Raw genomic sequence first — 21,736 nt, 5'->3', positions numbered from 1 at the left:
ACCAGCGCGCCGTGTCGTCCGACTCGTGGGAGGACAGTCCCTGTTCTCCGAGGAGGTTCGTGTGACCCTGCACCTCGCCCGGACGTCGGCCGACCCGCCGCCCCGCACGACCGAGGTGACGGTCCGCGGTGACTCCGCGACGGCCGACGTGCTCAGCGCGCTCCTGCACCAGTCGGGCGCGACGGTCTCGCGGTTCCCCGGTGTTGACGGTGAAGCCGCGCACGTCGGCACCGGCGGCACCGAGCTGACGGTGAGCTGGGCCGGACCGCTGCACGGCGGTGAGGTCGTGGACGAGGCGAGCGCGCAGGCCGTGTGCGGGCCGATGCACGTGCACGGGCGCAGCACCGGCGCACCAGCGGGGCTGGGGCTGGACTACTGCGCGACCGCGGCCGGAGTCGTCGGCGGTACGGGGCTGCTCGCGGCGGTGCTGGCCGGACGATCCGAGGTCACGACGAGCGTGGCGCAGGCCGCGCTGCTGACCGTGTCGCAGTACCTCGCCGCGGCGGGCGCACCTGAGGGTGAGGCCGCGCCGATCGGGCCGGGCGGACCTCCGTTCCGGAGCGAGGACGGTGTGCTGTTCGAGATCGAGGCGCTCGATCCTGCGGTGTGGCAGGCGTTCTGGGCGCGACTGGACGTTCCCGCGAGGGCGATCGGTGCCGGATGGCGGCCGTTCCAGTTCCGGTACGCCACCGCGGCGGCGCCCCTGCCGCCGGAGCTGCACGAGGCGACCACGACCCGGACGTTCGCCGAGCTCACCGCGCACGCGGACGCATCGGGCATGAGCATCTGCGAGCTCTACCCGTACGCGCGCAGGCAGGCGGAGTTCGTGCCGCTGCCGGCGTGGGAGCTGTCCACGTTGGACGCGAGCAGTGATCGTGTTCGGCCTGGCGGCGACCTGCCGTTGTCCGGGTTGGTCGTGCTGGAGGCGGGCCGCCGGGTGCAGGCGCCGCTGGCGGCTCATCTGCTGCGGTTGCTGGGCGCGGACGTGATCAGGATCGAGCCGCCGGGCGGGGATCCGTTGCGCGGCGTGCCACCGATGTGCGGCGAGATGTCCGCGCGCTGGCTCGCGCTCAACCGCGGCAAGTCCGCCGTGGAGATCGACATCAAGGACCCGCGCGACCGCGACCGGCTGCGCGAGCTCGTGCGGACGGCGGACGTGTTCCTGCACAACTGGGCGCCGGGCAAGGCCGAGCAACTCGGGCTGGGCGCGCACGACCTGGTCGTGGTGAACCCGTCGCTGGTGTTCGTGCACACCTCCGGCTGGGCGGACCGGCTGCCGGACGCGCCGATGGGCACGGACTTCATGGCGCAGGCCCGCACCGGGCTGGGGGAGTTGCTGCGCCCGAGCGACGAGCCGCCCGCACCGTCGCTGATGACGTTGCTCGACGTGCTCGGCGGCCTGCTCGGTGCCCACGCGACCGTGGCCGCACTGCTGCACCGCGAGCGAACCGGCAGGGCGATCCGCTGCGAGTCGTCCCTGCTGGCCGCCGCCGACCTGCTGCAGCTCGGTGCGAAAGGCCGTCCCGCGCCGGGGTTCCGGCGGCCCGCGCGCGGCACCGGCGGCTGGCGCCACGAAGGCGTGCCGGTGACCGACGACCTGGCCGCGATCGTCACCGATCCGCGGTTCGCCGATGCCGTCGCGATCGACACCGACCGGTGCCCGGAAGTGCTGACACCCTGGAGGTTTCGTTGACCGCCACCACCGTGCGCGACCTCGTGCCCGCGGAGCTGCGGCACCGCTGGGCCGAGCAGGGCCGCTACCCGGACCGGGACATCTACGACCTGTTCTCGCTGCGGGTGTTCCTGCGGCCGGAACAGGCCGCCGTGATCGACGACGACGGCGAGGTCAGCTACGCCGAGCTCAACGAGCTTGCCCTGCTGATGGCGGCCAACCTGCGTCGGCACGGTGTCGGTGCGGGCGACGTGGTCGCCACCCAGCTGGCCAACGGCAGACACGCGTGTGCCGCCGATCTCGCCGTTGCCGCGTTAGGTGGCGTCGTGCTGCCGTTCCCGGTCGGCCGCGGTTCTCACGAGGCGCGGTCCCTGGTCACGCGCAGCGGCGCGGTGGCGGTGATCGCGGACGAGGACCTGGCGGGCGCGGTGCCCTGTCCGGTGCTCACGCCCCGCGAGCTCCTCGCTCCCGCCGGTGCGTTCACACCGGTGCGGTCGGATCCCAACGGCCCGGCGCGGATCCTCGTGTCGTCGGGCTCCGAGGCCGAGCCGAAGATGGTGCTGTACTCGCACAACGCACTGCTGGGCGGGCGCGGGGCGTTCGTCGGCAGGTTGATCCCGCCGGGCGAGGAGCTGCGCGCGCTGTTCCTGGTTCCGCTCGCGTCGTCGTTCGGCAGCAACGGCACCACCGTCACGCTCGCCCGGCACGGCGGGACGCTGGTGGTGCAGCGGAAGTTCACGCCGGAGTCCACACTGGACCTGATCGAACGCGCCCGGCCGACGCACCTCTTCGGCGTCCCGACGATGTTCCGGATGCTGCTGGACCAGCCGCGCACCAGCGACACCTCGTCGATCCGGGTCATCGCTCCCGGCGGCGCGCAGCTCGACGCCACCACCGCGCAGGCCTGCCGCGACGCGTTCGGCTGCACGGTCGTGAACGTCTACGGCTCAGCCGACGGCGTCAACTGCCACACCGCGCTCGACGACCCCGCCGAGCGGACCACCGGCGCGGGCAGACCCAACCCCGCGGTCGCCGAGATCCGGCTGGTGGACGACGCGCTGCAGCCGGTTCCCGTTGGCACGGCGGGAGAAATCATCGCGCGCGGCCCGATGAGCCCGATGCGCTACGTCGGCGACGACGACCTCAACGCCCGCTACCGCACCCCGGACGGTTGGGTGCGCACCGGCGACCTCGGCGTGTTCGACTCGGACGGTTACCTGACCGTGGTGGGGCGACGCAAGGACGTCGTGATCCGCGGTGGCGCCAACATCAGCCCGGCGGAGGTGGAGCAGGCAATCGCGGCGCACCCGGCGATCCGCGACGTCGCGTGCGTCGGCGTGCCGGACGAGCTGATGGGCGAACGGCTGTGCGCCTGTCTCGTGCTGACCGGGGAGGTGGGGGTCGAGTGCTTGAGCGAGTTCCTCGCTGCCGCGGGCATCGCGCGGTTCAAGCACCCCGAACGGCTGCTGGTGCTCGACGAGCTGCCGCTGAGCCCGGCGGGCAAGGTCGACAAGGAAGTCCTGCGCCGCCTCGCACGCTGACCCGGTGAGGGGCGGCGTCGTGCCGCCCCTCACCCCGCGTCACGCCAGCGCCTCGATGATGGTCTTCGCGTTGGTGCGGTAGACGCCGAGCAGGTCGTTGTCGTCACCGGGGTAGTTCACCAGCATGACCTGCTTCGCCTTCGCGTCGGGCAGCACGGTGCCGGTGCTCATGTGCGAGTTCTCGAACACGAACTGCGGCGCCTTGCCCACCAGGTCGGCGACCTGCGACGCGGTCACCGGCTCGGGGCCGTAGGTGCCGAGCACCTCGGCGCCCGCGAGGTCCGCGGCGTACCCGACGAACATCTGCGCCACGACCTTCGGCGGCTGCCCGGCCGGCCACTTGGCCTTCACGTCGCCCGCGAGCTTGGTGTACTCGGCGTCGAACGACTCGTTCCACTTCCTCGCCGCGTCGGCGGTGCCGAACAGCTCACCGAGCCGGGTGACCTCGGCCTTGACCTTGTCGCGCGAGTTGTCCAGCGCGACCTCGACCTTCTTCGCCTTCGACCCGGCCGCGTCGGTGATCTTGGGCGCGAACGCCTCGAACGGCGCGTACAGCACGAAGTCCGCGTCGGCGACCGCGGCGAGGTCGGACGGCTTCGGGTCGTAGTCCGGCGCGTGCAGCACGGACTTCGGCACGATCACCGTGACGTTCCTGGCGCCGGCCGCCTTCGCGAAACCGGCCTCCCAGCTGGTCGTCGCGACGATCTTCGGGCCGTCGGCCTGCTGGGACGCGGGTGTCGTGCTCGATCCGCATCCGGTCAGCGCGAGTGCTGACGCGATCAGTGCCCAAGAGATCCGGGCGATGCCGCGGACTGCCATGTGGTCGTTCTCCGTTCGGGAATCAGGTGGACGGTGAGTGCGACAGCTCCCGCCAGCAGGACGAGGACGGGACCGGGCGGCTGGTCCAGCAGCAGGGCCAGTGCGAACCCGGCGAGGTTCACACCGACACCGATGCCGACCGCCCACAACGCCATCGCGGTGAGGGACTGGGCGAGCCTGCGGGCGGCGAGCGCGGGCAGCAGGGTGAGCGCGTCGACGAGCAGCGCGCCGGTCAGCCGGATCGCGCCCGCGATGGCGATCGCCACCAGCACGAGCAGGACGAGCGTCAGCCGTTCGACCCGCACCCCGGAGCACGCGGCGAGCTCGCGATCGTGCAGCAACAGCGCCAGTTGCCTGCGTCGCAACAGGAACAAGCCGGGCACGACCACCGCGAGGGCACCCAGCAGGACGACGTCGCCGGTGCGGGTCGCGAGAATCGAGCCCCACAACAGCTCGAACGCGCTGGACGCGTTCACACCGGAGATCGACAGCACCAGCAGCGCAGCGGCGATGGCGAGGCTCATCAACAGCCCCATCGCCCCGGACAACCCGGTCGAGCTGCGGGCCAGCGGCGTGAGGCCGGCGCCCGACAGTCCACACGCGACCACCGCGCACAGCAACGGATCGAGTCCGGTGAACAGGCCGATCGCTATGCCGAGCAACGCGATGTGCATCATCGCGAACCGCACCGGCATGATGTCCAGCCCGATGATGACCACGCCGACGATCGGCAGTCCGATGGCGCCGAGCAGCAGCGCGAACGCGGCCCGCTGCACCGAGGCGAGCTCGAGCAGTTCGATCACGAGATCTCCCGCAGCGTGCCCGCGGCCATCTCCAGCACCCGTTCGCACCGCTCGACCACCGCACGGTCGTGCGTGACGACGAGGACGGTCACCGGCAACGACGCGAGCAGGTCGGCGGCGTCGGCCTGCCCGGCGAAGTCGAGCGCCGCGGTGGGTTCGTCCGCCAGCAGCAGCCCGGCTCCGGCCTCGATGCAACCCATCGCCCGCGCGAGGTAGGTGCGCTGGAGCTGGCCGCCGGACAACGTGTGCAGCGGCCGGTCACGGAGGTGGTCGACGCCGAGCTGGGCGGCGGCCGCGCGCGCGTGCTCGGGTGCTCCGCTGCTGGCGAGCAGCTCGTCGGTCAGCAGCGGAAACCGGCCCGCGGCCTGGCGTTGCGGGATCCAGGCGACCTCGCGGCGGCGCTGCGCCCAGTCGGCAGCGGACCGGGCGTGCGCTCCGCCGACCTCGATGACGCCGGTGCTCGCCCGGTGCAAGCCCAGGACGGCGCGCAGCAGGGTCGTCTTGCCCGATCCGTTCGTGCCCGTCAGCGCGACCAGTTCGCCAGGTTCCACCACCAGGTCGACGTCGCGCACGACGGCACGTCCGCCGTGCGCGCAGCTCACGCCCGCGAAGCGGACCGGCAGCCCTGTCGTTTCCACGCGCATCTAGTCGGCCAGGAGGCCTCGTCAGTTCCCTCTGTCGGGTGATCCGGGGAACTTCTTCGGCATGCGGTCCGACCAGTGGACGAGTCACGCCGGGCCGGTCATCTCACTGGCCCGGCGTCACGTCCTCCTGGCGGCGATCACCGGCTTGCCGAAGCCGTTCCACCACGGCGGTATGACCTCGGTCCGACGCCGCGCTGAGCGGTGACTCGAACGGATACCCGTGGAGGTCGGCCCCGCGCCGGAGCACCGCGTCGACGGCCTCCAGGTCGCCGCGAACACACGCCCGGAACAGGCTGAGCCGGTCGGCGGCGGGATCGTCCCAGGGCAGCGCACCGGTCAGGTCGTCACGGGCGTGCGGCTCGAAGTACCACCCGGTGGGTTCCGCGCCCAGCGACCGGAGCAGGAACTGGAGCGGGTCCGGAGCCTGGAGATCCGCCGGCCACACCGCCCTGCCACCGGGCTCGTCCCAGCACACGACGACGGCGATCTCCTTCTCGTTCACCAGCAGCGCGCTCTCGTGGTCCGGCGGACCACCGGACGTCTCGCACTGGTAGAGCACCGCGGGCGCACCGGCGGCGCGCGCGAGCTCCCGCATCCACGCGACCATGGCGGTCGGTGGACGGTGCCACCTGCCGAGCATGGTCAGTGCGTCCGCGGCGTCGAGGCCTCCGGTGTCACCCTCCGCGGGCAGGAACGCGTCCCAGGGCAACGGTCTCGACACCAGGTCGGGGTCCACGTGGTCGTAGGTGGCCGGTGGGCCGAACCCGTGCACGACCACGACACCGGTGGACGGCAACCGTGCGCGCGGCGCGTCATCGGGCGTGATGTGGTGATAACGACCCCGGACCACCTCGTCGCCCGCCAGCCACTCCCGGCCGCCCGGCGATCCGACGGTGTACACACCTCTGAATCTCCACCCCATGAGCGTCAACGTATCGGCTGACGCTCATGGGGCGGAGATCGAATCGAGCTAACCGTTGTAGCCAGCGAAGATCCTGGCGAACTCGTAGGGCTGTTGCGCGACGTTCGTGCAGCGGTACAGGGCGCCGGTGCACGCGTTGGCGTCCCGGCCCTGCTCCCAGAACGAGAGCATGCCCAGGTGCACCGAGCTGGCGAAGCTCACCAGCGTGCGGGCGTCCTTCTGGTAGAAGATCTCGTTCTGCGAGTCGTTCACGCCCAGCATCGGGGTGACGCCGATCTTCTTCCAGGCGGCCGCGTCGGAGAGTCCGTACACCGACTTCACCTGGGCTTGCGTGGCCTTGGCGGCGGCGACCGCCTTGGCGCCCTGGTCGGCAGGGCCCTGGTAGTAGTCCATGGCCATGACGTTGACCACGTCCAGGTTCACGCCGGCGTTCTTGGCCGACCGGACCACGTTCACGCCGTCCTGGGTGAGCCCGCTGGGCAGGACCGGCAGGGTCAGCGAGATCTTCAGGCCGGGGTGCCGGTCCTGGAGGATCTTCAGCGCCTGCGACCGGCGCGCCACCGTCGTCGGGTCGGCGACGGCGGCTCCCTCGATGTCGAAGTCCACGTACTTCAGCGAGTACGCGTTGACCACGGCGTCGTACTCGTTGGCCAGCGTCGTCGGCGTGGTGCAGAAGTAGGCCAGCTCGATGCCGGACGCGCCGCCGAAGGAGATCTTCACGTCACCGCCGGCCGCCCGGAGCTTGGCGATCTCCTCCTTCTGCCACCCCGTCCTGGGGTCGTACGCGCCGAACCAGCTGGCCTTGCAGCCGTACGAGGTGACGAAACCGAGGGTGAAGCTCTTCACGCCTCCCTTGCCGGCCATTGTGGACAACACGGGTGTCGGCCACGCGCCCATGTCCACGTAGGGCGCGACCGATGAGGCCGTCGCCGCCTGACTCGTGCCGACCGGCAGGGCCATCGCCGCCAGCGCGGCGATCAATCCGATCTTGAACAGCTTCCGCATGACGAACCTCCTCAGTGGCAGGGTGTGAGGTGGGTCATCATTGGTATAGACCAAACCGGCGGCTATGGCTAGACGTCCGGTGGGTCAGCGATAGCGGTCGGTGCCGGCGGCGTGCCAGCTGTTGGAGCCCGCCACCCAGTCGCAGACCGCTTCCGCGCACCGGCGGGCCGGGTGACCGTCTCCGAGCCGGCGTACCGCGATGTCCAGATCGGCGACGCGTAGTGCGACGAGATTGCGAGTGGCCTCGGCGGCACGGGGCAGGTCCATTCCTTCATGGTGGTGCAACACCAGCACCATGTTGGTGACCATGCCGGCGGAGAGTTCCTTGGCGGCCGAGTGGAGGTCGTTCGTCCAGGTCACCACGTCGGCGCCGGACTCGATTATTTCCTGGTACAGCGGATCCCGGTACACCTCATCGGACAGTTCCGCACGAATGCAGATCTCCATGATGTCGAAGACGACTCTCATCGCCCCCGCGTCACGTCGAAGCTCGACGTAGTCCGCCCGCATTGGCGCGATGCCCGCGTGACGGAGCTCGATTTCTCGCAGCGCTCCCGCGACCATGGCGGCGAAATGGGAGGTGAAACGTTTCTGCCAGGCCGGCGATGCGAGTGCGTACAACCGGGTGGTGAGGTCCGCGAGTGCCGCGATCAGGGGCGCGTCGGCGAACGGGCCGCTCGGTGGCCTGGCCGCGAGGACGTCGGTGACGGCGGCGATGATCTCGCGCCAGGTGTCCGCGGTGGCGAGTTCGCCGTCCTCGTACTGATCGTCGATGAGGAATGCCCAGGTCAGCCAGTCGGCCGTGATCCCGGCCTCCGGCCAGGGCGCGGCCGGGTGGGTGTAGGCGGCGTACTCCCCGAACCGGGCCGCGGCGAGGTTCCGCTTCGCGTCGTCACCGTCGACGAGGCCGAACCGGGCCGCCCAGTCCCTCGTACTGGTTTCAATGCGAGATCTGTCGGGGTGTTGTCGAACCGGAAAGGGAATCTCTATCGGTTGTGTGTTCATCACTGCTTGTCCCTTCGAATACTTCATCATTTGACTCCAAATGGGACGTCTGACCTGGCCGCGGTTCGAAAGGACATAGACAGCGCTCTCGCGACGTTCGTGCTCGATCGGGCGGGAAAATTGACGAATGCTCACACAATGGCGCCACTGCGGTGGTTGGGGGCATTTCTCGACGGGCCGGGAAAGCGAGTCCGCCCGCTTCTGCTGGGCAGGCTGGCACACCGTGCGGCACGACGCGAGCCCGCGTCTGCTCGACGTGGCGGTCGGGCTGGAGCTCTTCCACGCCTACGTGCTGATCCACGACGACGTGATCGACCGGTCGCACACGCGGCGTGGCCGGCCGACCCTGCACCGCGTCGTCGACTCGCTGGACGAGTGGTCGGCGGTCAGCGCCGCGATCCTGCTGGGAGACATGTGCGAGGCGTGGTCGGCGGAACTCCTCGGCGGTGCGGGCACGACCGCGGCGGAGCGCGTGCGGCGGATGCGCGAGGACGTGCTCATCGGGCAACTGCTCGATCTGCTGGGCACCGAGCAGCCCTTTCAGGTGATCCACTACAAGACGACCCAGTACACGGTGCACCGCCCGCTCCGGATCGGTGCGGCGATGGCGGGGGCGAGCCGGGACGTTCAGGACGCCTGCACCGCGTACGCCGAACCGCTGGGGGAGGCGTTCCAGCTGCTCGACGACCTGGAGGACGTCGTGCCGGACGGTGCGCGACCGCTCGCGCCGATCGGCGACCTGCGCGAGGGCAAGGCCACCGTGGTGCTCGAGCTGGCGTTCGAGCTCGCCACCGCGTCGCAACGCGAGCAGCTCGTGCACCTGGTGGGGGACCGGGATCTCGACGACGCGGGAGTGCGGATGGCGCAACTGCTGATCGCCGAGACCGGTGCGGTCGACGAGGTCCGCCGGATGATCGTGACCCGGCGCAGGCGGGCACTCGACGCGCTCGACGACGCGCCGTTCCATCCGGCCGGTGCGGACGCCCTGCGCGCGCTCACCGACCTCGCGCTGCCGGGTGTGCGCGAGTGGTGACGACCGACCTGCTGGGACGGGCCCGCAGCGCTGTCGAACCCGTGCTGCGCCAACGCGTGGACACCCTGCCCGACAGGATGCGGCTGATCGCCGGACACCACTTCGGCTGGTGGGACAGCGCGGGCAACGCGCACCGCGGCGGCACCGGAAAGGCCGTGCGACCCGCGCTCGTTCTCGCCGCAGCCGAGGCTTTGCAGGCTTCGCCGGACACCGCGGTGACGGTGGCCGCCGCGATCGAGCTGGTGCACAACTTCACGCTCGTGCACGACGACGTCCACGACCAGGACGTGCGACGCCACGGCCAACCCGCGCTGTGGACGGTCTACGGCACGGTCGACGCACTGCTCGCGGGAAACGCATTGCTCGCGCTCGGCCTCGAAACCCTTGCGACGCACGGGGAAGTGCCCAGCGCCGCGGTCGCCCGCCTCGCGCGGTGCGTGACCGAGCTGTGCGAGGGGCAGAGCATGGACATCGCCTTCGAACAACGGCCGGGTATCACCCTCGACGAGTGCCTCCTCATGTCCGCCAGGAAGACCGGTGTCCTGCTCGGCTGTGCGTGCGCGGTCACGGCGCTCACCGCGGGCGCGGACGCCGCGGTGGTCGACGCGCTCGACGACTACGGCGTGGAGATCGGCGTGGCCTTCCAGTTCGCCAACGACCTGCTCGGCATCTGGGGCGACGAGTCCGCCACGGGCAAGCCCACCGGCTCGGATCTGGCGCGCCTCAAGAAGACCCTGCCGATCGTGCGCGCGCTGGGGTCAGAGCCCGAGCTCGCGGAGCTCTACGCGAACGGCGTCGAACTGGACGACGAGCAGGCCCGGTACGCGGCGTCGCTGGTGATCCGGTCGGGAGCGCGGGACTGGGCGGAGTCCGAGATCCGGCGGCGGATCGACGTGGCGATCACCCACGTCGATCGCGCCGTCGGCGGCAGCGAGAAGCTGACCGCGCTCGCCGAGCTCGCGGTCCGGTACTACCGCGACAACCTCGCCTGATGCCCGCGAACCACCCCTGCGGGCGCGGGCACACCGGCGCAGGCGGCCACCTGCGTGCCGGATTCCCCTGGGAGTGCCGCGGCCGGTGTTACCGGGAGAGGCCCATCGCCTCGAGGTTGTCGTCGACGTTGAACCCGAGCTCCTCGGCGCGGGCGAAGAACGACTCGGCCTCGTCCTCGTCGACCGGCAGGCCGCCGTCACCGACCAGGTACATCACGCCTGCGGTGTAAGCACTCTTCGCGTGGCCCCGGTAGGCGGCCTTCGCGTACCACCGGACCGCGGCGGCCGGGTCCTGCTCGACGCCGCGGCCGGTCGCGTACATGCCGCCCAGGTTGGCCATTCCACGAGCGCTGTCGAGTTCGGCGGCCCGGAAGGTCCAGCGATGCGACTCCTCCTGGTCGGCGGGCACGCCGCTGCCGGACCCGTACAGCACGCTGAGCTCGAACGCGGCGTCGCCGCTGCCGTGTTCGGCCGCCGCGAGGTGGTGGTGCACGGCCGCCGCGGGGTCGGCGGGGTGGCCGTAGCCCTGGTGCGTCAGGTATCCGGTCAGCAGCAACAGGTCCGGGTCGTCCGGTCGCGCCGCGAGCAGCTCGGCCAGCCGGGTCGCGGCCGCCGTCGCGTGGGACGTGCTGCGGGCGAAGTAGGCGGCCCTGATCCACCCGAGCGCGCCTGCCGCCGATCCGGCGCGGTCCGCGGCCTGGTAGGCCTCGATCGCCGCGTCGACGTCGCGCTCCGGATAGGGCGCCCACGGCGCCGCGCCCTTGGTGAGCAGGCGGCCGAGCTCGAGCCACGCGTCGACGACGCCCGCGTCACCGGCCCGCCGCAGGCCGGCGACGAGCACCTCGGGGGCGTCCGGCGGCAGCAGGCCGATCAGGTGCTCGGATCGGACGAAGCTGTCCCGCAGCCCGATGGCCGCGGCGTACAGGTCGGCGCCGCTGCTGGCCGGGTCCTTGACCAGTCCGGCGAGGGTCGTGTAACTCGTTGCGCTCAAAGGAGTAAAGCCTTCCATCTTCTGCGCGCGCACCAGTCTTGGTACCCGCGCTCGACTGCTGGAGTGTCCTGTCTGGACCGACAGGGACGTCGAAGAGGCGGGAAGGCTACGCGAGGGGCGCATACAAATGTGCGCACCGCGTCCCTCGCTCCCCGAGGAAGCGAGGGACGCGGTCACGTCACGCCGTCCGCATCCGGGAGCCGTGCACGGTCCCCATCAGGTTGGTGTCGTTGTTGTCCATGATCTGCGACAACGTCAGGCGCGACTCGGCAGGTGACTTGCCGCTCATGTGAGCGTGGCGCGCACGCGCAGGGTGGCCGCGACGAGGTTGCGCAGTGCGGGCTCGACCTCGGCGTAGCCGCGGGTCTTCAGGCCGCAGTCCGGGTTGACCCACAGCCGGTCGCCCGGCACCGCCCGCACCGCTTCCACCAGCAGCACGGCGACTTCGTTCGCGGAAGGCACTCGCGGTGAGTGGATGTCGTACACACCGGGCCCGACACCGCGGCTGAAGCCGGCGGAGCGCAGGTCCTCGAGCACCTCCATCTTCGAACGCGCGGCCTCGATGGTCGTCACGTCGGCGTCCAGTCCGTCGATCGCGTCGATCACCTCGCCGAACTCGGAGTAGCACAGATGGGTGTGGATCTGCGTGGCAGGCGCCGCACCGGAGGTGGCGAGCCGGAACGCGGCCACCGACCAGTCCAAATAGGACTGCTGGTCCTGTGCGCGCAGCGGCAGCAGTTCGCGCAGCGCGGGCTCGTCGACCTGGACGATCCGGATGCCCGCGGCCTCCAGGTCGCGGATCTCGTCGCGCAACGCGAGCGCGACCTGGGCGGCGGTGTCGGCGAGCGGCTGGTCGTCGCGGACGAACGACCAGGCGAGGATCGTCACGGGTCCGGTGAGCATGCCCTTGACCGGCTTGCTGGTCAGCGACTGCGCGTAGGCCGACCAGCCGACGGTGATCGGGGCCGGTCGGGACACGTCGCCGTGGATGATCGGTGGCCGGACGCAACGGGAGCCGTACGACTGCACCCAGCCGAACTCGGTGGAGGCGAAGCCGTCCAGGTGCTCGGCGAAGTACTGCACCATGTCGTTGCGCTCGGGCTCGCCGTGCACGAGCACGTCCAGGCCGATGTCGGTCTGCAACGCGATCACGCGGTCGATCTCGTCGCGCATCCGCTGGTCGTAGCCCGCCTGGTCGAGCGCGCCCGCGCGGAGTTCCGCACGTGCCCTGCGGATGTCGCCGGTCTGCGGGAACGAGCCGATCGTGGTGGTGGCGAGCTGGGGCAGCTTCAACCGGTCCCGCTGCGCGTCGGCACGTTCGTCGTACGGAGCGCGGACGCGGTGTTCGGGTCGCAGTGACGCGACGCGCGCCCGCACGTGGTCGTCGCGGCGCGGCGTCGGGCGGGACCGCGCGGCCTCGTCGGCGAACTCGCCGTTCGCGCCGTTGCGCAGCGCCTGTCCGAGCAGGACGACCTCGCGGACCTTCTGCCGGGCGAACGCCAGTCGCGCGCGGACGTCGGCGTCGAGGCCGGTTTCGGCGTCCAGGTCGTATGGCACGTGCAGCAGCGTGGAGGACGTCGACACCGCGACGTGGCCGGCGGACCCGAGCAGGGACGCGGCCTTGGCGAGCGCGGCGTGCAGGTCCGTGCGCCACACGTTGCGGCCGTCGACCACGCCGGCGACGAGCGTCTTGTCCCGCAACGCGGGAATCGCCGCGATCTGGCTGTCCGGCGCGGAGACCAGGTCGACGGCCAGTGCGTCGACGGGGCTGGTCGCCAGTACCTCCAGCGCGGGGCCGAGGTCTCCGTAGTACCCGGTGACGAGCACCTTCGGCCTGCCGGACAGGCCGCCGAGCACCTGGTACGCGCGGCGCAGCGCGCTCAGTTCGGCGGGTGTGCGGTCGGCGGCGAACGCGGGCTCGTCCAGCTGGACCCAGTCCACGCCCTCGGCGCGCAACCTGGTCAGCAGCTCGGTGTAGACGTCGAGCAGCCGGTCGAGCAGCGCGAGCGGCTCGAAGCCCGCCGCGGTCGGTTTGGCGAGCAACAGGAACGTCACCGGACCGAGCAGCACCGGCCGCGTCGTGATGCCGAGCTCGCGGGCCTCGTGGAACTCGGCGATCGGCTTGTCGCCGGCCGGCCGGAACGCGGTGTCCGGGCCGAGCTCGGGGACCAGGTAGTGGTAGTTGGTGTCGAACCACTTCGTCAGTTCCAGCGCGACCGCGTCACCGCGACCGCGCGCCGCGGCGAAGTAGGTGTCCAAAGGGGACAGACCGAGATCGTGGAACCGTTGCGGGATGACGCCGAACAGCTCGGCCGTGTCGAGCACCTGGTCGTAGAACGAGAACGTGTTGCCGGGAATCGTGTCCAGGCCCGCGTCCCGCAGCTCGGTCCAGGTCGACTCCCGCAGCTGCCGGGCGACCTCCCGCAGCGCGGACTCGTCGATCTTGCCGGCCCAGTACTGCTCGACGGCGCGCTTCAGCTCGCGCTTCGGACCGATGCGCGGGTAACCGAGCACGGTGCTGCCGATGGTGATCACAAGCTCTCTCCTCGCGAGCGTGCGGACAGCACCGGAGACCCACGAGGCAGCGCAGCGCGAAGCGAGCGCCCTGGCCCACCCGAGAGGCTCCGGAGCAACGCGCACCGGTGGTGCGCGCACCGGCGGCAGGTCTTCGGACTCGTGGGCGTGCTGCACGCTCCTACCGGCCGTCGCTTCCCAGATCCCGAGATCCAGTGCTTCTGACGGCTTTCGTTCCCACTCACCGCTGCGGGGCAGTCCCGGATTTCCACCGGGTTCCCTCTTGCCTCACCTGGTCCTCGAGGACCGGGTGAACCGTCGGCACCGCTGAGCGTAGCCCAAGCCGATCACGGCATCCGGCCACTGGGATTCGCTACTCCAACTGAGCGACACGCCACTAGATGTGGGGTGCATGTGGGGCTGCGGTGTCCATGTATTGTGCCGCGATAGCTGGTTCGGCCGATCATCCAGATCGGTCGTCGCAAGAGGGAACCCGGTGCGAGTCCGGGACTGCCCCGCAGCGGTGAACGGGAACGAAAGCCGTCAACGAAGCACTGGACGCGAGTCCGGGAAGCGACGGCCGGTAGGCGCCTGCCAGGCACGCCCGTGAGTCCGAAGACCTGCCAGCGCCCCGCACGCGACCGCGTGCGGGCGTCCGCGGCCCCGAGGGAGGGCGGGAGGACGTGGCGATCGCGCGCGCCCGTCTGCTCCTCGCACCCCTTCGTGGCCTCGAGCTCGCGAGGAGAGAGCTGTGACGGTCTCCGACCTGTCGGCCCCACCGGTGGCCGACACCGGCAGGAGCACCACGATGCGGGTGCGCAAGCGCAGTGGCGCACTCGAGCCGGTCGACGTGAACAAGATCGTGCGCGCGGTCCAGCGCTGCGCGGACGGCTTGGAGGACATCGACCCGCTGCGGGTGGCCACGAAGACGATCAGCGGTCTGTACGACGGCGCGACGACGTCCGAGCTGGACCGGCTGTCCATCCAGACCGCCGCCGAGCTGGTCGCCGAGGAGCCCGCGTACTCCAAGCTCGCCGCCGGCCTGCTGTCGGCGTACATCGACAAGGAGGTCCGCGGGCAGGGGGTGCACTCGTTCAGCCAGAGCGTCGCGCTCGGGCACCGCGAGGGCCTCATCGGCGACGCGACGGCCACCTTCGTCGCGGCCAACGCCCGCAAGCTGGACGACGCGATCGACTTCGACGCCGATCGCCGGTTCGAGTACTTCGGCCTGCGCACCGTCTTCGACCGCTACCTGCTGCGCCACCCGTCCACCCGCGCGGTGATCGAGATGCCGCAGTACTGGCTGCTGCGGGTCGCCTGCGGGTTGTCGCACACCGCGGCCGAGGCGATCGACTTCTACCGGCTGATGTCGTCGCTGGCGTACCTGCCCAGCTCGCCGACGCTGTTCAACTCCGGCACCCAGCACACCCAGATGTCGTCGTGCTACCTGCTCGACTCGCCGCGCGACGAGCTCGCGTCGATCTACGAGCGGTACTCCCAGATCGCGCACCTGTCGAAGTTCGCGGGCGGCATCGGCGTGCAGTGGTCGCGAGTGCGGTCGCGCGGCGCGCTGATCCGCGGCACCAACGGCCACTCCAACGGGATCGTGCCGTGGCTGCGGACGCTGGACGCGTCGGTCGCGGCGGTCAACCAGGGCGGCCGCCGCAAGGGTGCGGCGTGCGTGTACCTGGAGACGTGGCACCCGGACGTCGAGGAGTTCCTCGAGCTGCGCGACAACACCGGTGAGGACGCCCGGCGCACGCACAACCTCAACCTGGCCAACTGGATCCCGGACGAGTTCATGCGCCGCGTCGAGGCGGACGCCGACTGGTCGCTGTTCAACCCGGACGAGGTGCCGGAGCTGCCCGACCTGTGGGGCGAGGACTTCGACCGCGAGTACCGGGCCGCCGAGGCGGCCGGGCGCGCGGTGCGCACGGTCAAGGCCCGCGACCTGTACGGCCGGATGATCCGCACGCTGGCGCAGACCGGCAACGGCTGGATGACGTTCAAGGACACGTCCAACCGCACGTGCAACCAGACCGCCGAGCCCGGCAACGTCGTGCACCTGTCCAACCTGTGCACGGAGATCCTCGAGGTCACCAGCGACGCCGAGACGGCTGTCTGCAACCTCGGTTCGGTCAACCTCGGCGCCCACGTCGACGGTGACGACCTCGACTGGGACCGCTTGCGGTCCACGGTGCGCACGGCGGTCGTGTTCCTCGACCGCGTGATCGACATCAACTACTACCCGACCGAGCAGGCCGGTCGCAGCAACCCGCGCTGGCGCCCGGTCGGGCTCGGTGTCATGGGTCTGCAGGACGTGTTCTTCAAGCTGCGCCTGCCGTTCGACTCCGAGCGGGCGCGCGAGCTGTCGACGCGGATCGCCGAGGAGATCTACCTCACCGCACTGGAGTCGTCGGCCGAGCTCGCGGCTTCGGCGGGTGCGCACCCCGCGTACGCGCAGACCCGTGCCGCGCGCGGTGATCTGCAGCCGGACCTGTGGGGCGTCACGCCCACGCAGACCGAACGCTGGGCCGCGGTGCGGGAGCGGATCTCCGAGCACGGCCTGCGCAACTCGCTGCTGATCGCGGTGGCGCCGACCGCCACGATCGCGTCGATCGCCGGGTGCTTCGAGTGCATCGAGCCGCAGGTGTCCAACGCCTTCAAGCGCGAGACGCTGTCCGGCGAGTTCCTGCAGATCAACTCGTACCTGGTGCGCGAGCTCAAGTCGCGCGGCCTGTGGACCGAGGAGATCCGGTCGCGGCTCAAGCGCGACGACGGCTCGGCGCAGGGCCTCACCGAACTGCCCGCCGAGGTGCGCGAGCTGTTCCGCACGGCGTGGGAGCTCCCGCAGAAGGCGCTGATCGAGCTGGCGGCCGCGCGCGGCCCGTACATCGACCAGAGCCAGTCGCTGAACCTGTTCGTCGCGTCGCCGACGATCGGGAAGCTCTCGTCGATGTACCTGTACGCCTGGAAAGCCGGGCTGAAGACCACGTACTACCTGCGCTCCCGTCCGGCGACGCGCATCCAGCAGGCCACCGTGCCGACCTCGGCCGCGCCCGCCCCGGTCACCGACGCCGACGCGCTCGCCTGCTCCCTGGAAAACCCCGAGTCCTGTGAGGCCTGCCAGTGACCACGCTCGAGTCCACCGCCCGCAAGCACGCCCTGCTCGACCCCGGCATGGACCTCACCCTGCGGCCCATGCGCTACCCGCTGTTCTACGAGCGCTTCCGTGACGCGATCAAGAACACGTGGACCGTCGAGGAGGTCGACCTCCACTCGGACCTCGCCGACCTGAACAAGCTGTCGGAGGCCGAGCGGCACCTCGTCAACCGGCTCGTGGCGTTCTTCGCGACCGGCGACACCATCGTCGCGAACAACCTGGTGCTCAACCTCTACGAGCACGTGAACGCGCCGGAGGCCCGGCTCTACCTGTCGCGGCAGCTGTTCGAGGAGGCCGTGCACGTCCAGTTCTACCTGACGCTGCTCGACACCTACCTGCCCGACGAGAACGACCGCGCCGAGGCGTTCGCCGCGGTCGACACCATCCCGTCGATCCGCGCCAAGGCCGAGTTCTGCTACAAGTGGATCGACTCGATCTCGTCGCTGACGCAGCTGGAGACGCGGGACGACCGCCGGTCGTTCCTGCTGAACCTGATCTGCTTCGCCGCGTGCATCGAGGGCCTGTTCTTCTACGGCGCCTTCGCTTACGTGTACTTCCTGCGTTCGCGCGGCCTGCTCAACGGGCTGGCTTCGGGCACGAACTGGGTGTTCCGCGACGAGTCGATGCACATGGCGTTCGCGTTCGACGTCGTCGACACCGTGCGCCGCGAGGAGCCGGACCTCTTCGACGACGAGCTGCACGAAGAGGTGCGGCAGATGCTGCGCGAGGCCGTGGACGCGGAGGTCCAGTTCGCGGAGGACCTGCTCGAGGGCGGCGTCGCGGGCATGTCGGTCGCGGACATGCGGTCCTACCTGGAGCACGTCGCCGACCGGCGGCTGCAGGTGCTCGGCATCGAGCCGATCTACGGCTCCAAGAACCCGTTCGCGTTCATGGAGCTGCAGGACGTGCAGGAGCTGTCCAACTTCTTCGAACGCCGCGTGTCGGCCTACCAGGTCGCGGTGAGCGGCACGGTCGCCTTCGACGAGGACTTCTAGGAGAACGGGTGCGGCCGCTCGGGGTTGTGCGTTGCGCGCAACCCGAGCGGCCGCACGCCTTTCACACCCATTCCTGGTAGCAATGCCACGGTGGTCACAACGGCGTCAGCGGAACAGATGGGCAACCTCCCCGCCGAGGTCAACAGTTTCGTCGGGCGGCGACGGGAGATCAGCGAGATCAAGACGACGCTGTCCAGCGCGAGACTGGTGACGTTGACCGGTATCGGCGGTGTCGGCAAGACTCGGCTCGCGCTGCGCGTCGCGACCCAGTTGCGTCGGAGGTTGCCGCACGGCGCGTGGCTGGTGCAGCTGGGCACTCTGAAACGCCACGACCTGCTGGCGGAGACGGTCGCGAGCACGTTCGGGCTCGTGCAGGCCTCGGCCGCCGCCAGCGCGTCGCTGATCGACGAACTGCTCGGCGCCGCACCTGGTCTGCGCGTGCTGACGACGAGCAGGCACGCGTTGCGGATTCCGGCTGAGCACGTGGTGCGGGTGCAGCCCTTGCCGGTGCCCCGTTCCGAGGGCGTGGTCCAGCGGCGGTCCGCGGCCATGCAGCTGTTCTCCGAACGTGCTTCCGCGGCCGAGCCGGGTTTCCAGGTCACCCAGGACAACTGGCTGGTGGTCGCCGACATCTGCCGTGAGCTCGACGGCATCCCGCTGGGAATCGAGCTCGCCACGGCGTGGCTGCGCGCGTTGTCTCCCGAAGAGATCCTGCAGCGTCTCGACGACCGCTTCCGGCTGCTCACGCACGGCTCGCGGGTTGCCCCCGCGCGGTATCGGACGTTGCGGGCGATGCTCGACTGGAGCTACGACCTGTGCTCGGACGAGGAGAAGTCGTTGTGGGCGCGGCTGTCCGTGTTCGCCGACGGGTTCGACCTGCACGCCGCGGAGCAGGTCTGCGGCGGCGTGGACCTGTCCCACGGTGTCGCCGCACTCGTGGACAAGTCGGTCCTGCAACGCCGAGGTGACGACTCGTCGCGCTACTCCATGCTGGAGACGATTCGGCAGTACGGCCAGCTGAAGCTCGGTGCGAGCGGGGAGCGGCCGCGGCTGCGGATGCGGCACCGGGACCACTTCCTGGCACTGGCGCAACGGTGCGCCGCCGAGTGGTTCGGGCCTGACCAGTCGGTGTGGTGCGCGAGGCTGCGAGCCGGCCACGCGAACCTGCGTTTCGCGCTGGACTACTGCGCCACCGTGCGCGGTGAAGCGCGAACGGGCCTGCGGATGGCGGCGGCGCTGTGGTTCTACTGGTCCTCGTGCGGCGCTCAGCCCGCCGAGCAGCGCTTCTGGCTGGACGAGTTCCTCGCGCTGGACACCGGTCCCAGCAGGCAACGAGCGGAGGCGTTGCAGGCGGCGAGCGCGGTGGCCGCGATGCGGGGTGACGTGCCCGCGTGCCACGAGCACGCCGTCGAGTCGCTGGCCGTCGCGGCGGAGGTCGGTGCGGAGTCGTTGGAGGCCAACGCGATCCGCGTCCTGGGACTCGCGACGTTGATGGAGGGCGACCACTCCCGCGCAGCCGACCTGCTCGGGGAGGCGCTGCGCCGGTTCGACGGGCTGGGCGTGGTCGACACCTTCGCGACGATCACCCGCTTCGAGCTCGCCGCGGCACACCTGTTCCTCGGCGATCCCGACCGCGCCGCGCGGCTGTGCCGGGAAACGGTGCGGCTGTGCGAAGCGCGCGGCGAACGGTGGGTGTTGTCGTACGTGCTCAACACGCTCGTCCTGATCTCCTTCGGCCGAGCCGACCTGCGCGCGGCGACCAGGTATGCGAGACAGTGCCTGGAGATCAAGCAGTCCTTCCGCGACGTCATCGGCATCCGGATCATCATCGAGCTGTCGGCCTGGATCGCCGGTGCCGAGAACCAGGCGGAGCGCGCGGCCGAGCTGCTCGGCGCAGGCGAGATGATCCGGCGCACCTTCGGTCTGGCCGAGCACATCTCCGGGGGATACGTCGCACCGCACGAGAACTGCGTCGCGAACGCCAGCCGGGCGCTCGGCGACCCGGCGTTCCACGAGGCGTTCAGCCGGGGTGACGAACGCACGCTCGACGAGGCCGTCTCACTCGCGCTGGAAGGGCCCGAGTCACCGACGTCCCGGCGACGCACCGCGGGCACCGGCGGGCTGACCCACCGCGAGGTGCAGGTGGCGCAACTGATCGCGCTCGGGTTGTCCAACCAGGAGATCGCCAAGCGGCTGGTGATCTCCAGACGGACCGCCGAAGGCCACGTCGGACGGATCATGGGCAAGCTGGCTTTCACCTCACGCAGCCAGATCGCCACGTGGGCGGTCGAACGCAGGTCGTCGCTGGATTCGTGAGGTTGCCCGGCTGCGACTGATGTTCCCGCCGCTCTCCAGCTTTTCTCCAGCCGCCGAGGAGTTCGATGTGCCGCAGCAACAGGAAGGAGCCGAACGATGCGGCAGCGGAGCAAGGCGCTGGTCGCCGGAGCCATGGCGCTGGCCATGACACCGGGACTGGCGGGCACGGCCGACGCGGGTACGGGTTTCGTCGACTACAACGACAAGCCCCACCTCCAGATCACCGTGTGGGGACAGGTCTGGGTGGGCAACGACGTCACCGAGTGGAGTCTCCACGCCAGACTGGGGATCAGGCCTCATCAGCAGTGCGTGCACCTGCACCTGCAGGTGGACCGGACACTGGGGAGCGACCCGGTGTACAAGTCGACTCCACTCTGTCCAGGTGACACCGGCGTCATCAACTTCTCGTCGCCCGTGCCGTCACCGAAGCACAGCCGCACCCGCGGCGCCCGGCTGGAAGCGGTGTGGGCCAACGGCGCCGGCTCTCGGGAGATCATCTACGTCCGGGAGTGAGCGGGCTACGACCGGCGGCGAGGCTTCCCGCGCTTGCCGCTGTCACGGGCACCCGCACCCCGCCGCGTGCCCTTGCCCGCTGACTCCTTGCCCGCGCTCTTGCCCGCAGCGTTGCCCGCGCCCTTGCCTGCCACCGCCTTGCGCGCACCGTCGCTGGGACGCTCGCGCTTCGCGGGTTCCGCGGGACGTCCGCGGGTGCTGTTGACGGTCCGCCCGCGGACGATCCCGATCATCTGCTCCATCAGGTCGGTGGTCTCGTCCTCCAGCCACGACAGCGCGACGCGCGACTCAGGGGCGTCCGGCATGGGCCGGTAGGTGAGGTCCCTGCGGTGGTGCAGCCGCGCGAGTGACTGGGGGACGACGAGCAGCCCGATGCCAGCGGCCACCAGCTCGACGGCGTCGGCTGTCGTGGCGGGGCGTTCGATCGCGGGCTGACCCGGCGGCCGCTCCCACTCGAGCGTGTCGTCGAGCGGGTGCAGCACCACGGCGTCGGCGAAGTCCTCTGTGGACATCTCCTCGGCCGCGGCGGCGGCGTGGTCCTTCGGCAGCACGACGACGGTCGTCTCGGTGTAGAGGGGGATCGCGTGCAGACCTGTCCGGTCGACCGGCAACCGCAGGAGGACCGCGTCGGCCTCGCGGTTGCGCACCAGGTCAGCGGCTTGCGCGGCGGGCACCTGGACGAGGGTCAGCTCGACGTCGGGCAACCGTTCGTTCCACATCCGGACCCACTTGGCGGGCGTCACCCCCGGGACGTACGCGAGCGTGAATGAGGGAGGTACGTCCGAGCCGGTCACGAGGGCAGACTACC

General features: G+C 70.5%; 17 protein-coding genes and 2 riboswitches. Of the genes, 8 read left to right on the top strand and 9 right to left on the bottom strand.

All coding sequences use genetic code 11. From position 1 onward, the window contains the following. Positions 1 to 61 precede the first annotated feature (61 nt). Together FKR81_RS28405 and FKR81_RS28400 are read left to right on the top strand one after the other, a co-directional pair. Positions 62 to 1,693 (top strand): CoA transferase, encoded by a 1,632-nt coding sequence (locus FKR81_RS28405; RefSeq protein ID WP_235921820.1) that lies wholly within the window; start codon positions 62 to 64, stop codon positions 1,691 to 1,693. Then, complete coding sequence (locus tag FKR81_RS28400; RefSeq protein ID WP_146356294.1) at positions 1,690 to 3,213, top strand: class I adenylate-forming enzyme family protein; 1,524 nt, start codon at positions 1,690 to 1,692, stop codon at positions 3,211 to 3,213. Before FKR81_RS28405 ends, FKR81_RS28400 begins: the two co-directional genes overlap by 4 nt. Before the next feature lie 39 nt (positions 3,214 to 3,252). Here FKR81_RS28400 and FKR81_RS28395 read toward each other — a convergent pair whose 3' ends face one another. The 6 genes from FKR81_RS28395 to FKR81_RS28370 all read right to left on the bottom strand — a co-directional run bounded on the left by FKR81_RS28395 (position 3,253) and on the right by FKR81_RS28370 (position 8,438). After that, positions 3,253 to 4,032, bottom strand: a complete 780-nt coding sequence (locus FKR81_RS28395) for a metal ABC transporter solute-binding protein, Zn/Mn family (RefSeq protein ID WP_146356292.1) — start codon at positions 4,030 to 4,032, stop codon at positions 3,253 to 3,255. After that, positions 3,993 to 4,835 carry a metal ABC transporter permease gene (locus tag FKR81_RS28390; RefSeq protein ID WP_146356290.1) on the bottom strand — a complete coding sequence of 281 codons (843 nt, stop codon included), beginning with the start codon at positions 4,833 to 4,835 and terminating at the stop codon, positions 3,993 to 3,995. Before FKR81_RS28390 ends, FKR81_RS28395 begins: the two co-directional genes overlap by 40 nt. Then, on the bottom strand, positions 4,832 to 5,473 hold the full coding sequence (locus tag FKR81_RS28385; protein WP_235921819.1) for a metal ABC transporter ATP-binding protein: 642 nt from the start codon (positions 5,471 to 5,473) through the stop codon (positions 4,832 to 4,834). Before FKR81_RS28385 ends, FKR81_RS28390 begins: the two co-directional genes overlap by 4 nt. Positions 5,474 to 5,582: 109 nt before the next feature. Next, complete coding sequence (locus tag FKR81_RS28380) at positions 5,583 to 6,380, bottom strand: ankyrin repeat domain-containing protein (protein ID WP_146356286.1); 798 nt, start codon at positions 6,378 to 6,380, stop codon at positions 5,583 to 5,585. A 69-nt stretch (positions 6,381 to 6,449) separates the two neighbouring features. Continuing rightward, entirely contained in the window at positions 6,450 to 7,406 is a 957-nt protein-coding gene (locus tag FKR81_RS28375) for a chitinase (protein ID WP_146356284.1), read from the bottom strand. 84 nt (positions 7,407 to 7,490) lie between these two features. Next, on the bottom strand, positions 7,491 to 8,438 hold the full coding sequence (locus FKR81_RS28370) for a terpene synthase family protein (protein WP_146356282.1): 948 nt from the start codon (positions 8,436 to 8,438) through the stop codon (positions 7,491 to 7,493). 100 nt (positions 8,439 to 8,538) lie between these two features. Here FKR81_RS28370 and FKR81_RS28365 point away from each other — a divergent pair, with 100 nt between their 5' ends. Both FKR81_RS28365 and FKR81_RS28360 read left to right on the top strand, forming a co-directional pair. After that, positions 8,539 to 9,444, top strand: coding sequence for a polyprenyl synthetase family protein (locus FKR81_RS28365; protein ID WP_146356280.1), 906 nt, complete (start codon positions 8,539 to 8,541; stop codon positions 9,442 to 9,444). Beyond that, on the top strand, positions 9,438 to 10,436 hold the full coding sequence (locus FKR81_RS28360; protein WP_222598429.1) for a polyprenyl synthetase family protein: 999 nt from the start codon (positions 9,438 to 9,440) through the stop codon (positions 10,434 to 10,436). The genes FKR81_RS28365 and FKR81_RS28360 overlap by 7 nt, the downstream gene beginning before the upstream one ends. Positions 10,437 to 10,524: 88 nt before the next feature. Here the strand turns inward: FKR81_RS28360 and FKR81_RS28355 are convergent, their stop codons facing one another. Next, positions 10,525 to 11,427 (bottom strand): tetratricopeptide repeat protein, encoded by a 903-nt coding sequence (locus tag FKR81_RS28355; RefSeq protein ID WP_146356278.1) that lies wholly within the window; start codon positions 11,425 to 11,427, stop codon positions 10,525 to 10,527. Between the two features lie 285 nt (positions 11,428 to 11,712). Then, on the bottom strand, positions 11,713 to 13,962 hold the full coding sequence (gene metE / locus FKR81_RS28350) for a 5-methyltetrahydropteroyltriglutamate--homocysteine S-methyltransferase (RefSeq protein WP_146356276.1): 2,250 nt from the start codon (positions 13,960 to 13,962) through the stop codon (positions 11,713 to 11,715). A gap of 107 nt (positions 13,963 to 14,069) precedes the next feature. Further along, a riboswitch (cobalamin riboswitch) is annotated at positions 14,070 to 14,276 on the bottom strand. 99 nt (positions 14,277 to 14,375) lie between these two features. After that, positions 14,376 to 14,583: riboswitch (cobalamin riboswitch) on the top strand. A 109-nt stretch (positions 14,584 to 14,692) separates the two neighbouring features. Here metE and FKR81_RS28345 point away from each other — a divergent pair. The 4 genes from FKR81_RS28345 (at position 14,693) to FKR81_RS28330 (ending at position 20,928) form a co-directional block, all read left to right on the top strand. Continuing rightward, positions 14,693 to 17,074 (top strand): ribonucleoside-diphosphate reductase subunit alpha, encoded by a 2,382-nt coding sequence (locus FKR81_RS28345; RefSeq protein WP_235921818.1) that lies wholly within the window; start codon positions 14,693 to 14,695, stop codon positions 17,072 to 17,074. After that, complete coding sequence (locus tag FKR81_RS28340; RefSeq protein WP_235921817.1) at positions 17,071 to 18,099, top strand: ribonucleotide-diphosphate reductase subunit beta; 1,029 nt, start codon at positions 17,071 to 17,073, stop codon at positions 18,097 to 18,099. Before FKR81_RS28345 ends, FKR81_RS28340 begins: the two co-directional genes overlap by 4 nt. A gap of 90 nt (positions 18,100 to 18,189) precedes the next feature. Continuing rightward, a complete protein-coding gene (locus FKR81_RS28335; RefSeq protein WP_146356274.1) occupies positions 18,190 to 20,415 on the top strand; it encodes an ATP-binding protein in 2,226 nt (741 codons plus the stop codon). Between the two features lie 96 nt (positions 20,416 to 20,511). Then, positions 20,512 to 20,928 carry a hypothetical protein gene (locus tag FKR81_RS28330; RefSeq protein ID WP_146356273.1) on the top strand — a complete coding sequence of 139 codons (417 nt, stop codon included), beginning with the start codon at positions 20,512 to 20,514 and terminating at the stop codon, positions 20,926 to 20,928. A gap of 5 nt (positions 20,929 to 20,933) precedes the next feature. Here the strand turns inward: FKR81_RS28330 and FKR81_RS28325 are convergent, their stop codons facing one another. After that, positions 20,934 to 21,722 (bottom strand): LysR family transcriptional regulator substrate-binding protein, encoded by a 789-nt coding sequence (locus FKR81_RS28325; protein ID WP_146356271.1) that lies wholly within the window; start codon positions 21,720 to 21,722, stop codon positions 20,934 to 20,936. Between the last annotated feature and the right edge of the window lie 14 nt (positions 21,723 to 21,736).

The organism is Lentzea tibetensis (assembly GCF_007845675.1).
Taxonomy (GTDB): Bacteria; Actinomycetota; Actinomycetes; order Mycobacteriales; family Pseudonocardiaceae; genus Lentzea; species Lentzea tibetensis.
Note: the sequence above shows the minus strand (reverse complement) of the source record. Positions and strands in the feature narration are given on the sequence as shown.